General features: G+C 61.3%; 13 protein-coding genes. 7 read left to right on the top strand and 6 right to left on the bottom strand.

The window, feature by feature from the left end:
• Positions 1-115 precede the first annotated feature (115 nt).
• From O3297_RS12355 to O3297_RS12340, 4 genes are all read left to right on the top strand, one after another.
• Positions 116-289 carry a hypothetical protein gene (locus O3297_RS12355; RefSeq protein ID WP_305048827.1) on the top strand — a complete coding sequence of 58 codons (174 nt, stop codon included), beginning with the start codon at positions 116-118 and terminating at the stop codon, positions 287-289.
• Positions 290-491: 202 nt separating this feature from the next.
• Positions 492-629 carry a hypothetical protein gene (locus O3297_RS12350; protein ID WP_162483240.1) on the top strand — a complete coding sequence of 46 codons (138 nt, stop codon included), beginning with the start codon at positions 492-494 and terminating at the stop codon, positions 627-629.
• A 129-nt stretch (positions 630-758) separates the two neighbouring features.
• A complete protein-coding gene (locus O3297_RS12345; protein WP_034779283.1) occupies positions 759-1,127 on the top strand; it encodes a hypothetical protein in 369 nt (122 codons plus the stop codon).
• Positions 1,128-1,211: 84 nt separating this feature from the next.
• Entirely contained in the window at positions 1,212-1,670 is a 459-nt protein-coding gene (locus O3297_RS12340; RefSeq protein WP_034750191.1) for an acyl-CoA thioesterase, read from the top strand.
• Between the two features lie 88 nt (positions 1,671-1,758).
• On the opposite strand, the gene O3297_RS12335 is transcribed toward O3297_RS12340, so the two are convergent.
• From O3297_RS12335 to O3297_RS12315, 5 genes are all read right to left on the bottom strand, one after another.
• On the bottom strand, positions 1,759-3,165 hold the full coding sequence (locus O3297_RS12335; protein WP_035820280.1) for a DEAD/DEAH box helicase: 1,407 nt from the start codon (positions 3,163-3,165) through the stop codon (positions 1,759-1,761).
• Between the two features lie 382 nt (positions 3,166-3,547).
• Positions 3,548-4,069 (bottom strand): AlpA family transcriptional regulator, encoded by a 522-nt coding sequence (locus O3297_RS12330; RefSeq protein WP_305048826.1) that lies wholly within the window; start codon positions 4,067-4,069, stop codon positions 3,548-3,550.
• Positions 4,070-4,074: 5 nt separating this feature from the next.
• Positions 4,075-4,353, bottom strand: a complete 279-nt coding sequence (locus O3297_RS12325) for a hypothetical protein (RefSeq protein WP_305048824.1) — start codon at positions 4,351-4,353, stop codon at positions 4,075-4,077.
• A 72-nt stretch (positions 4,354-4,425) separates the two neighbouring features.
• The gene (gene fabI, locus O3297_RS12320) at positions 4,426-5,214 is read right to left on the bottom strand and encodes an enoyl-ACP reductase FabI (RefSeq protein ID WP_092605975.1); all 789 of its coding nucleotides are present in this window, start codon (positions 5,212-5,214) and stop codon (positions 4,426-4,428) included.
• Between the two features lie 103 nt (positions 5,215-5,317).
• On the bottom strand, positions 5,318-6,730 hold the full coding sequence (locus O3297_RS12315; protein WP_034779271.1) for a transglycosylase SLT domain-containing protein: 1,413 nt from the start codon (positions 6,728-6,730) through the stop codon (positions 5,318-5,320).
• Positions 6,731-7,068: 338 nt separating this feature from the next.
• On the opposite strand from O3297_RS12315, the gene O3297_RS12310 reads away from it, so the two are divergent.
• Positions 7,069-7,641 (top strand): DUF1415 domain-containing protein, encoded by a 573-nt coding sequence (locus tag O3297_RS12310; RefSeq protein ID WP_034779269.1) that lies wholly within the window; start codon positions 7,069-7,071, stop codon positions 7,639-7,641.
• On the top strand, positions 7,641-7,835 hold the full coding sequence (locus tag O3297_RS12305; protein ID WP_034779267.1) for a DUF1289 domain-containing protein: 195 nt from the start codon (positions 7,641-7,643) through the stop codon (positions 7,833-7,835). The genes O3297_RS12310 and O3297_RS12305 overlap by 1 nt, the downstream gene beginning before the upstream one ends.
• A 107-nt stretch (positions 7,836-7,942) precedes the next feature.
• Here O3297_RS12305 and O3297_RS12300 read toward each other — a convergent pair whose 3' ends face one another.
• On the bottom strand, positions 7,943-8,449 hold the full coding sequence (locus O3297_RS12300; protein WP_034779265.1) for a DUF1993 family protein: 507 nt from the start codon (positions 8,447-8,449) through the stop codon (positions 7,943-7,945).
• Positions 8,450-8,708: 259 nt separating this feature from the next.
• On the opposite strand from O3297_RS12300, the gene O3297_RS12295 reads away from it, so the two are divergent.
• Positions 8,709-11,846: an EAL domain-containing protein gene (locus O3297_RS12295; protein WP_070280207.1), complete on the top strand. Its 3,138-nt coding sequence runs from the start codon at positions 8,709-8,711 to the stop codon at positions 11,844-11,846.
• Positions 11,847-11,854 lie beyond the last annotated feature (8 nt).

Genomic DNA, 11,854 nt, shown 5'->3' with positions numbered 1-11,854 from the left:
AGGAGAGAGACCTGCCAGGTTGGAGTGGCGCTGCGCCGTTTAGTTCCCCCGTCGCGTGCCACTGGCGGGCGCCAGGATTTGGCCGCATCGGCTAGAGTGGGGCAAAGGAGGTCACATGCAAACCCAATTCCGTCCTGCCCTGTTGCGTGCGCACAGCACGCCCGAACCCGATATGCCGCCACCGCCGGAAGGCGATCCCGTCACGCCGCCGCCGGAAACGCCGCCCCACATCGATCCCGTGCCCGTCGAGGAGCCGACGCCGCCGCCACCGCCCGTGAAAATGCAGTGACGGGGAGGTGTGTGCCGCGTTTATTTCCGATCGGAAATGGACTGCGCGGTAGCCGCCGGCGCCACGCCATTTAAACAACAAAAACGTCAATAAATGTTGCCGAGTGGATACAAATCAAACTCTAACTGTCGAGTGTCATGCGGCCGTCACGATTCTGTTCTTATAATGAGACATCATAAAAATTCTTGTACAGGAGACCATCATGGGCAATTCCTTGCATAACAAAATCTACCTGGGCCGGCGGCCTGTGATGACCAGCAAAAACCTCGTGGCGCTGGCCCTGGCGGGCGCCGTGGCGGGTTGCGGCCTGGCCTGGCTGCTGCTGCGCAACTATAAATAAGGGCTGTCCTGCCCGTCTTCCAGTCAGCCGTCCGCCGCGCGGGCGGTGACTGATTCACGTTGCCTGTTGCCGATGCGCAGCGGGGCGCGTACCATGGGGGCCGAACACCTGGCCTTTTATGGAAAAGTAATGAAGAACGAGAAATTAACAACCGATGAATATGACGCGCTGGAGCAAGTTGCACGCGGCATCAAGACCGAGCGCCCCAGCGCTTGCGTTGCCCGCAATGCCAAGCGCCTGTCCGGCCTGAAGCTGCTCAGCTATGCACGCGATGGCCGTCTGTCCATCACCGAGAAAGCACAGCAACTGCTGTTCCTGCGCCGCTGCATCATGGGGCTGCGCGCCGTCGCCACCGATCCCCTGACCAAGCTGGAATCGGACGTGGCTTACTTCCTGGGCAAGAAAGCCCACATCGTGGCGCGCGCCGAAGGCGAAGGCTACGACATTTCCGACAAAGGCCGCGAGTCGCTGGCCGATATCGACACCCTGGGCCTGTAAGGCTCACAACCGGCCCTCGTGGCCGGTTTTCACATCTCCCCTCACTTTTAATTTCCCCCTTTGGAGAATACTTTGGACAGCGCGATGAACTGGTCGGCCCACGAACTGACGATGACGGTCTTGATGACGCCCGATATGGCCAATTTTTCCGGCAACGTGCACGGCGGCACCATCCTGAAATACCTCGACAGCGTCGCCTATGCTTGCGCCAGCCGCTATTCGGGCAGCTATGTGGTGACCCTGTCGGTGGACCAGGTGATGTTCCTGCAGCCTATCCACGTGGGCGAACTGGTGACGTTCCTCGCGTCGATCAACTACACGGGCACGACGTCGATGGAAGTGGGTATCCGCGTGGTGACGGAAAACATCCAGCAGCGCCTGGTGCGCCACGCCAACAGCTGCTATTTCACGATGGTGGCCGTGGATGCCAACCGCAAACCGGTGGCCGTGCCGCCGCTGGTACTGGAAACGCCGGAACAGCACGCGCGCTTCGAGCAGGCCAAGCTGCGCAAGCTGTCGCGCCAGAAAGTGTCGAAGAAATAAATGCGGCGGGCATGAAAAAAACGGCCACCAGAGCGATCTGGTGGCCGTTTTTTATTGCTTGCCGCCCGTGGGCGGCATGGCGCCGTGATTAACGGTCGCCGTAGCTGCGGCGTGCGCCGTCGGTGCTGCGCGGGTTGGAACCCTTGTAGCCGCCGCCGGTGCTCGGTGCGCCGTCTTTGCGTGGTGCGCCTGGCTTGCTGAACGTGCGTTGACCTGGCTTCGCGCCGCCACGGTTGTCGCCTGGTTTCCAGCCGCCTGGACGGGCGCTCGAACGTGGAGCCGATGCCGTTTTCTTAGGCTCGAAACCTTCGATGACATTGACCGGGATCAATTGCTTGGTGAAGCGTTCGATACGCTTGACGTTCATGCCTTCAGCGTGGTTCACCAGCGAGATGGCCAGGCCATTGCGGCCAGCGCGGCCGGTACGGCCGATGCGGTGGACGTAGTCTTCCGGGAACTTCGGCAGATCGTAGTTGAACACGTGGGTGATCGTTGGCACGTCGATGCCGCGGGCGGCAACGTCGGTGGCAACCAGCACCTTGACCTGGCCGCGGCGCATGCCGTCCAGGGTGCGGTTACGCGCGCCCTGATGCATGTCGCCGTGCAAGGCGGCAGCCGAGAAGCCGGCGATGTTCAGACGGTCGGCGATGGTGTCGGCGTCACGCTTGGTGGCGGTAAACACAACAGCCTGGTCCAGCGATTCGTCGCGCAGCAGGTGGTCCAGCAGGCGATTCTTGTGCGACAGGTCGTCGACGAAGTGAACGCGTTGGGTGATGTTTTCATGCTTGTTGCTCGAGCTTGCCACCTGGATGACCAGCGGGTTCTTCGTGATGCGGCGAGCCATGTTGCCGACGACGCCGTCCAGCGTTGCCGAGAACAGCATGGTTTGACGGCCTTCCGGCGTCGCTTCCACGATCTTTTCGATGTCGTCGATGAAACCCATGTCCAGCATGCGGTCGGCTTCGTCCAGCACCAGGATTTCCAGTTGCGAGAAGTCGATCTTGCCCGAGTCCATGTGGTCGATCAGACGGCCAGGGGTAGCGACCAGGATCTCAGGATTCTTGGCCAGCAATTGCATCTGTTTAGGGTAAGGCATGCCGCCCAGGATCGACACAGCCTTGATGCGGCGGATGCCGGTGCTGTACTTGTCGGTATTGGTGGTCACTTGCAGGGCCAGTTCGCGCGTTGGCGTCAGCACCAGCATTTTTGGCTGGGCAGCCTTGAAACGTGGACGCTCGCCGCGGGCGCGCGATGCTTGCATTTCCTGGTTCGGCGTCTTGCCGGCGGCGCTTTGTTCGGCGCTGGCCAGTTTGTGCAGCGATGGCAGCATGAAAGCTGCCGTCTTGCCCGAACCGGTCTGCGACGAGACCAGCAGGTCACGGCCTTCGATCGCGGCTGGAATCGCTTGCGACTGTACCGCGGTTGGCGCGGTGTAGCCCGATTCGGTCAGAGCGGCGATGATGGACGGATGCAGGCCTAAGGATTCAAATGTCATTCTTTTTCTTTCGTGAAAATCAGCGTTCTTGCAAAAAGCAGAACGCAAAATAGCAACGCCAACCAAAACGAAATGACTCAACTAGAAAGAAATTTCGGCACAAAAGCTTTGCGCCGGGACGGTGTCAGGTGCGACACACAAGGCGGGAGGGCTTTATAAGCGGCATCCTGTGGATGCGCTAAGGCTTGCGAAGCTGCTAAGTTTGTAGTGCATGTAACTGCGGTGTTGCCAACGCTTCAAGGAAACATATTGCAGCGCACAACGACACTATACCGTATTTGCAGCCGTTTTGCACGGCTTAAATGGGAAGAAACGACAGTCCTACCACGTTTTGATCATGTTTCCTATGTGAAATCAGTAAGAATACGTAGTTTTCTTCCGTTTAATGGAGCATGGCCACGATGTCGGCGGGCAGCGGCGGCGCCTGTCGCGTTTCCCTGGCCAGGTTGATTTGCCGGGCCGCTTGCGCCACGTCGACCAGGCTGCGTTCCAGCTGGTAAGTCCCCTTGGCCTGCAGCCAGGCCAGCACGTCGGCCAGGTGCCAGATGGTGGCGCTGCCCTCATGTACGGGCGCGGGGAAGTTGTGGCGGTGTTTGTTCATCAGCTTGTGCAGGTTTTGGCGAGACAAGCCCAGCACTTGCGCCACGTCCGTCAGTCCCACGAAGTCGGGGGCGGCCTCGGCCAGCACGGCCCCGGGCACGATGGCTTTCACATCGGCCATGGCGCTCAGCAGTGCTTCGCTGGCATTGCTGGCCTCGCGCGTGAATTCCAGCGCCAGGCGTCCCGCTTGCCCGATGCCGGCCAGGGCATCGTCGCAACCGCCGCCGCCTAGGCGCTCGGTCAGCGCATCGAGGTCGGTTTCGTTATCGGGCAGGCGGTATTTGAGAGTAAAGATGTAATCCATGATGGCTACCCCTTGGATTTGCGTTGCATGCAGTCGTGCATCAGCTTATTGAAAGTGCAATTGTCGACCACCCGCCGTATCGCCCGCGCATGGTTGCCGGGATTTTTCGGCGTGCTCCAGATGCAGGCGATGCAGAATTCGCCGCAACGGCAGCCGGCATCGTTGTACGGGCAGCAGATCTTGCCCCAGGCATGGCTGCCACCCGTTTCCACGCGCCAGCCCTGGCTTTCCGCGTGGCGCAGCGCCGCTTCGATGTCCTTCTTCGGGTGCGGGGAGCGCGCCATGCGATGCCTCCAATGTAGGTCGATATTTTGTGGTTGTCAAGTGACAACCACAAAATATCGGCCATCACCGCCTCACTCTACTTCGGGATTCACGGCCATCACTTGCGAAAAGCCGCCATCGACGTAGGTAATCTCGCCCGTGATGCCGGAAGCCAGGTCGGACAGCAGGAAGGCGGCCGTGTTGCCGACCTCTTCGATGGTGACGTTGCGGCGCAGCGGGGCGTGTTCGGCCACAAAGCCCAGGAGTTTGCTGAAATCCTTGATGCCGGAAGCGGCCAGGGTCTTGATGGGGCCGGCCGAGATGCCGTTGGCGCGGATGCCGCGCGGACCCAGCGATTCGGCCAGGTAGCGCACGGATGCTTCCAGCGAGGCCTTGGCCAGGCCCATGGTGTTGTAGTAGGGCACGGCGCGCACGGCGCCCAGGTAGGTCAGGGTCAGCACCGAAGCGCCCGGATGCAGCAGGGGCAGGGCGGCCTTGGCCATGGCGGGAAAGCTGTAGGCGGAAATGTCGTGCGCGATACGGAAGCTGTCGCGCGACAGGCCATCGAGGAAGTCGCCGGCGATCGCTTCGCGCGGCGCAAAACCGATGGCGTGCACCAGGCCATCGAGATGTTCCCAGTGGCGCGCCAGGTCGCTGAAGACGGCGCTGATCTGTTCATCGCTGGAAACGTCGCAGTCGAATACCAGTTCGCTGCCGAATTCCGCCGCAAATTCCGTGATGCGCTCCTTGAAGCGTTCGCCCACATACGTGAAGGCGAGGGTGGCGCCTTCACGGTGGCAAGCCTTGGCGATGCCATAGGCGATGGAACGGTTCGACAGCAAGCCCGTGATGAGGATTTTTTTGCCTTGCAAGAAAGCCATGACGACTCCTGTCTGGGTAGGTGGGCGGGGTGGGCGGATGTACAACCGGCCGCGACAGCAAAGCTGTGGCGGCCGGTGAGGTAGGTCAATACAGCTCAGGCGATCAGTGACGGGCCTTGGCGCGACTGTTGCCACCGCCGCGCTGGATGCGCGGTTTCACCAGGGAAATTGGCGCGGCTTGCACCTTGCCACCCTTGGCGGCGCGGCGCAGTGCCTTGGCGGCCCGTTCCGGACGGTCCGCTTCCAGCAGCATGGTGGCGCTGTCGGCGATTTCCTGTGTGATGTCCTTGTTCATCGTGGCCGAAGTTTTCGGCACGAGGATGGTGGAGCCGGCGCGCAGGCTGGTGCGCTGGGGAATATTGTTGGCCTGGCGCAGCACGTCGGCCGTGGTGCCGAATTTCGACGCCAGGGTTTCGATGCGTTCGCGCGCATTGGTGATCTTGTGCGTCGTCCAGCTGGACAAGGCATGGCCCCATTGCGCCAGGTTGGTGGTGAACTTGGCGGCGTTTTCCTGCGGCAACAGAATCTTGGTCTTTTCGCCGCCGATGATGACGGGGCGGTTAAATTGCGGATTCAAGGCCTTGAATTCATCCATTGACAGCTCGGCCAGCTGGGCGGCAACGGTGATGTCGATGTCGCTGGTCTTGTCGATGGCCGTGAAATACGGCTGGTTGTCGACCACGGGCAGGGTCAGGCCGAACTGGGCCGGATTGGCGATGATGTTTTTCACCGCTTGCAGTTTCGGCACGTAGTTGCGCGTTTCGGCCGGCATCAGGTCGGCCAGGCTTTCGAAGTCGGTCGGCTTGCCCAGCGCCTGGTTTTTCTTGATGGCGCGCTGCACGGAGCCTTCGCCCCAGTTGTAGGCGGCCAGGGCCAGTTGCCAGTCGCCAAACATGTCATACAGGCGCTGCAGGTAGGTCAGGGCCGCATCGGTCGAGGCCAGCACGCCGCGGCGCTCGTCCTTGAACATGTTTTGCTTGAGGTTGAAATCACGCCCGGTGGCGGGCACGAATTGCCACATGCCGGCCGCATTGGCGCTGGAGAATGCTTGCGGGTTGAAGGCGGACTCGATGAACGGCAGCAAGGCCAGTTCCGTTGGCATGCCGCGCTTTTCCAGTTCCTGCACCACGTGGAAGATGTAGCGCGATGCGCGCGCCGTGGTGCGGGCGATGTAGTCGGGGCGGGTGGCGTACCAGTTGACGTGGTTCGCCACCAGCTGGTTGTTGATGTCGGGAATCGCATAGCCGCTGCGGATGCGGCCCCAGACGTCGGCTTCGCGCAGCGGATCGGAATTGTCGCTGAGGTTTTTCAGCAGACGGTCGGTCTTTTGCAGGCGGTTGTCGAGGGTGGGGAGTTTCGCCGTGACCTGGGCGGTCATCGGGATCAGGGCGGGTGCGGCGGCGGCGACTGGCGCGTTATCGCTCTCAACACCGGCTTCGTACGCCTGGCTGAGGGCGGGCGCAAGCGCCAGGGCCAACGCCGCCAGGACGGTAGATTTAAAGGAGTTTTCGTGCATAGTGTTCCATTGTTGTCGTCGGAGAAACATCGGACAGACCCATGATCAAGCAGCGAGTGTACGTATATCCACATGCCGGAGTCAAGAATTATGTCAGCATGATGACAGGAAATAAGCGGCAATAAGTGGGTAACGGCTGAGTTTCCATTCGCAAATGCTGTCATTATTGCAAATTTAATTTGCCCGATGCGTGATTCGGCCGCTGTTATAGCATACATGGAGAGGAGGCTGGCGCAAGCCTGGATGGCGCCCGGTATGAGGCTGCGCAAAAGTGCGTACAATTTGGCTTTGGCCGGCCATTCAGCCGCCGGCCGCCTTATTAATAGAGAGTTAAGTATATGAACACCCCGCCGCGCCACGACGACGACAACGCCGTCATCATCGCCAATACCGTTGCCTGGCTGGAAAAGGCCGTGATCGGCCTGAACCTGTGCCCGTTCGCCAAGGCCGTGCACGTCAAGAAGCAGATCCGTTATGTGGTGTGCGAATCGGGCAATCCGGAAGATCTGCTGGCGATGCTGATGGACGAGCTGCAAACCCTGGCCGACACGGATCCCGAACAGATCGACACGACCCTGCTGATCCATCCGTACACCTTGAACGATTTCCTCGACTACAACGAGTTTCTCGACGTGGCCGACGCGGCCGTGGAAGACATGCACCTGGCCGGCGAACTGCAAGTGGCCAGTTTCCATCCGAATTACCAGTTTGCCGAAACGTTCGAGGACGACATCAGCAACTACACCAACCGCTCGCCGTACCCGACCCTGCACCTGCTGCGCGAAGACAGCATCGAGCGCGCCGTCGAGGCGTTCCCGGAAGCGTCGGAGATCTTTGACAAGAATATTGCCACGCTGGAAGCGTTGGGTACCGAAGGCTGGGAAAAGCTCGGCTTGCCGAAGGTGTCCTGATGGCGGACAAGGAATTGCCGCCGCGTCCAGACACGCCCTGCGTGGCCGTGTGCTCGACAACCTTTGATGAAATCTGCCGCGGCTGCGGCCGCAGCGTAGTGGAAGTGGCCCACTGGGTGTCGATGACGGATGAAGAGAAGGAAGTGGTGTGGGTGAGGATTCTGGCGCAAGGCTATCCGCGCCGGAATACCTGATTTACCCCAACTGCGACTGTCGGGGTCAGACCAGACGGGGGAATGCTTCCCAATGGGAAGCATTCCGATTCCGAAGGAACTGACCCCGCTACTTTTGGCGCTAGTGATTAATAGCTGCCAATAAAATCTTTCTTGCCCACTTCAATGCCATTGTGGCGCAGGATGTCGTACGCCGTCGTCGCGTGGAAGAAGAAGTGCGGCAGCGCGTAGTGGAACAGATAGGTCTGGCCCGTGAAGTGCTTGGTCTTTTCGCCGCTGCCGGTGGTGATGGCGCGCGTTTCGCTGCCGTCGATGTCCGCTTGCGGCAGGCTTTCCAGGAAAGCGATGGTTTTCACGATGCGCGCTTTCAGTTCCGCAAAGCTCTGTTCGCTGTCTTCATACGGTGGCACGGCCACGCCGGCCAGGCGCGCGCCGCAGCCCTTGGCGAAGTCGGTGGCGATCTGGATCTGGCGCACGAACGGCAGCATGTCCGGGAACAGGCGGAATTGCAGCAGGGCGTTCGGGTCGATTTTCTTGTCTTGCGCGTGCGTTTCCGCCTTGTCCAGGATGGCAGCCAGGCTGCCCAGGATCTGTTTGAAGACGGGGATCGAAGCGGAGTAGATGGAGAAGGTCATGGTGGTTCCTCTAGGTAAAGTGGCGCGATGATAGCAAGCTGCGCGCTTTTCTGCTGGCGCCGGCCGGGCGCGCCGGGCGGCGTGTGGTTTTTCAACCCTGTTTATATGACATGAGGTAGGCGCTGGCGTGTGTTTATTGGTGACTTCCCCCGCTTTTTCCATGCATAATTGCTCCTGATAAAGTTTCTTCCCGCCTCACCACCCGATTCCCCTGTAAAGTCAATGATCGCCCGCCTGATCCCTGTTGCCCTGTTGCCGCATGTTTAATTCACCTTACCAGCGCCTGCGCGCCAGCCTGCGTGTGCTGTACGGCTCGTCTATCTATGGCGCCTTGCTGCTGGTGGTATTTGGCGGCCTCGTCGTTCCCGCCATCTTCGGCAGCTATGTGCTGGTCGGCGTGCATGAGCGCCAGTCGGCGCGCACCAGCCTGAACGAAGCCTTGCAGCGCAATGCCGATATCCTGGCGCTGGGCATGCAGGAGTCGCTGTGGAACATGAACGCGGAATCGGCCCACTCGCTGGTCGAGTCGGTGATGCGCGACCGTTCCGTGCTGCTGGTGAAGGTGCTGGGGCAGGGCGACACGGAATTCATCCGCCTGCAGGCGCCGCAGCGGCCCGTGGGCAATCTGTACCGCGCCGAGCGCGACATCCTCGTGCGCGGCGAACGCATCGGCCACGTCGTCGTCGAGATGGACGATGCGCGCAGCCAGCAGGAGCTGCGCGAAAAGCAGATCTCCTATATTTTCGTGCTGGGCGCGCAACTGGCCGTGTCGATGGCGCTGATCGTGCTGTTCCTGAACCGCCGCCTGTTGAAGCCCCTGCGCCGCCTGACGCGCTTTTCCGACCGCCTGTCGCACGGCGATTTCGACACGCCCCTGACCTCGCACAGCACTGACGAGCTGGGTCGCCTGACGGCCCAGCTTGAGCAAATGCGCGCGGCCATCGGCCAGTTGTTCGAGGATGTGGGCCAGCGGGAAGAGCGTTTCCGCACCATCGTCACGCAGGTGCCGGGCGCCGTCTTCCGCTACCGGCCCGACGGCCCCATCGATTTTGTCAGCGATGCCATCGAAGAGATTTCCGGCTATTCGGCGCGCCAGTTCATGCGCGGCACCACGCATGCCTGGGCCGACCTGATCTGCCCGGAAGACCGCCGCGAGCACCGCCGCGCCGTCCGCCAGGCGGTGGCCGAGGTGCGTCCATATGCGCTGGAATACCGCATCATCGACGCTTTCGGCATCGAGCGCTGGGTGGCCGAGAATGGCCAGCCGCAGGCGGGCGAGCAGGGCGTCATCTGGGTCGACGGCATCATTGCCGACATCAGCCAGCGCAAGCACCACGAGATGCGCATCGAAGCGCTGCTGACGGAGCAGAGCGCGATTCTCGACAACGTGATGTTCGGCGTGATGTTCGTGCGCCATCGCCGTATCATTTCCGTCAACCGCCGCTGCGAAGAACTGTTCGGCTACGAGCATGCCGAGATGACGGGTAATTCGACGGCCATGGTGTTTATGAGTTCGTATGACTTCGAGGAGGCGGGCGAGCGCCAGTATCCGGCGCTGGCCATGGGCGGCGATTTCAGCGAGGAGCGCCAGTACAAGCGCCGCGACGGCAGCCTGTTCTGGGCGTTGGTCAGCGGCTGCGCGCTCGATCCGCTGCGCCCCAATGAAGGCAGCATCTGGGTGTATGCCGACATCACGGCGCGCAAGGAAGCCGAGGAAAAACTGCGCCTGTCGGCCACCGTGCTCGAACATATCGCCGACGGCGTGATGGTGGTCGATGCCAGCGGCATCATCGTCACCGTCAATCCCGCCTTCACGCAGATCACCGGCTATGCCGAAGCGGAGGCGGTGGGCCAGCACTCTTCGCTGACCCGCTCGGCGCGCCACGACTCTGCGTTCTACGAAGCCATGTGGAACGAGCTGAAGGGCAGCGGCTTCTGGCGCGGCGAAATCTGGCATCAGCGCAAGAATGGCGAGCTGTATCTGGAGTGGCTGACCATCAGCGCCGTGCGCGACGCGCGCGCCGGCACCACGCATTACGTGGGCGTGTTCAGCGATATCACCCTGATCAAGGAGTCGCAGGAAAAGCTCGACCACATGGCCCACCACGATCCGCTGACGGCCCTGCCGAACCGTTTGCTGTTCCACGACCGCCTGCAGCACGCCTTGCTGCGCGCCGCGCGCGACCAGGAGCAGCTGGCCGTGCTGTTCATCGACCTGGACCGCTTCAAGAACGTCAACGACACCCTGGGCCACCATGTGGGCGACGAATTGCTGCAAAAGGTGGCCGGCCAGCTGGCGGCCCGTCTGCGCGAAGGCGATACCCTGGCGCGCCTGGGCGGCGACGAGTTCATCGTGCTGCTCGAACGCGTCGACGGCGAGTACGGTGCGACGCAGGTGGCGGAAAAGCTGATGACCATGTTCGATCAGCCGTTCACGGTGGCCGACCACGAACTGTTCGTCACCTGCAGCGTGGGCATCAGCCTGTATCCGGACGATGCGCTGGACTTGAACATGTTGATCCGCAATGCCGACGTGGCCATGTACCAGGCCAAGGCGCGCGGGCGCAATGGCTACCGCTTCTATGCGCCGTCGATGACGGGCGAAGGCGTCGAGCGGCTGCGCCTGGAAACCTTTTTGCGCCGTTCGCTGGAAAAGAACGAGATGTTCCTCAATTACCAGCCGCAGGTGGAAATCGACACGGGCCGCCTGGTCGGCGTCGAGGCGCTGGTGCGCTGGAACCACCCGGAACTGGGCCTGGTGCCGCCGGCGCGCTTCATCCCGCTGGCCGAAGACAGCGGCTTCATCAACCAGCTGGGCAAATGGGTGCTCGACGAAGCATGCCGCCAGATGATGCGCTGGCAGGCGCAGGGCTTGCACGTGCCGAAGATGGCCGTGAATCTGTCGGTAAAGCAGTTCGAGCGGGGCAGCATCGCCGGCATGGTGGCCGACATTCTGAAGGAAACGGGTCTCGAGCCGCAGCGCCTGCAGCTGGAAGTGACGGAGTCCGTCATCATGAACACGGGCGACGCGCTCGGTTTCATCAACGACTTGCACGCCATCGGTGTGGGCCTGGCCATCGACGATTTCGGCACCGGCTATTCCTCGCTCGCGTATCTGAAGCAGCTGCCCGTGCAAACCCTGAAGATCGACCGCTCCTTCATCAAGGATATCTCGACGGACGTCAATGACGAAGCGATTGCGATTGCCATCATCCAGCTGGGCAAGAGCATGCAATTGTCCGTGATCGCCGAAGGCGTGGAGACGGAAGAGCAGGCGGCTTTCCTGCTGCGCCATGGCTGCAAGCTGGCGCAAGGTTATTTTTATAGCCGCCCGGTGCTGGCACAGGATATGCTGGAGCGCTGGATCGACCCGCTGGATCAACCACTAACCAATTAAAGGGTATC

Origin of the sequence: Janthinobacterium sp. SUN128, from assembly GCF_030587275.1 — a bacterium.
Classification (GTDB): Bacteria; Pseudomonadota; Gammaproteobacteria; order Burkholderiales; family Burkholderiaceae_D; genus Janthinobacterium; species Janthinobacterium lividum.
The sequence above is the reverse complement of the archived record's forward strand: the minus strand, read 5'-3'. Positions and strand labels throughout refer to the sequence as shown.

Bases quoted from the DNA above. Each gene is read 5' to 3' on its own strand.
- O3297_RS12355 (WP_305048827.1), top strand. From the start codon at position 116: ATGCAAACCCAATTCCGTCCTGCCCTGTTGCGTGCGCACAGCACGCCC.
- O3297_RS12325 (WP_305048824.1), bottom strand. From the start codon at position 4,353: ATGGCGCGCTCCCCGCACCCGAAGAAGGACATCGAAGCGGCGCTGCGC.
- O3297_RS12345 (WP_034779283.1), top strand. From the start codon at position 759: ATGAAGAACGAGAAATTAACAACCGATGAATATGACGCGCTGGAGCAA.
- O3297_RS12295 (WP_070280207.1), top strand. From the start codon at position 8,709: ATGTTTAATTCACCTTACCAGCGCCTGCGCGCCAGCCTGCGTGTGCTG.
- fabI (WP_092605975.1), bottom strand. From the start codon at position 5,214: ATGGCTTTCTTGCAAGGCAAAAAAATCCTCATCACGGGCTTGCTGTCG.
- O3297_RS12335 (WP_035820280.1), bottom strand. From the start codon at position 3,165: ATGACATTTGAATCCTTAGGCCTGCATCCGTCCATCATCGCCGCTCTG.
- O3297_RS12330 (WP_305048826.1), bottom strand. From the start codon at position 4,069: ATGGATTACATCTTTACTCTCAAATACCGCCTGCCCGATAACGAAACC.
- O3297_RS12310 (WP_034779269.1), top strand. From the start codon at position 7,069: ATGAACACCCCGCCGCGCCACGACGACGACAACGCCGTCATCATCGCC.
- O3297_RS12340 (WP_034750191.1), top strand. From the start codon at position 1,212: ATGAACTGGTCGGCCCACGAACTGACGATGACGGTCTTGATGACGCCC.
- O3297_RS12315 (WP_034779271.1), bottom strand. From the start codon at position 6,730: ATGCACGAAAACTCCTTTAAATCTACCGTCCTGGCGGCGTTGGCCCTG.
- O3297_RS12300 (WP_034779265.1), bottom strand. From the start codon at position 8,449: ATGACCTTCTCCATCTACTCCGCTTCGATCCCCGTCTTCAAACAGATC.
- O3297_RS12350 (WP_162483240.1), top strand. From the start codon at position 492: ATGGGCAATTCCTTGCATAACAAAATCTACCTGGGCCGGCGGCCTGTG.
- O3297_RS12305 (WP_034779267.1), top strand. From the start codon at position 7,641: ATGGCGGACAAGGAATTGCCGCCGCGTCCAGACACGCCCTGCGTGGCC.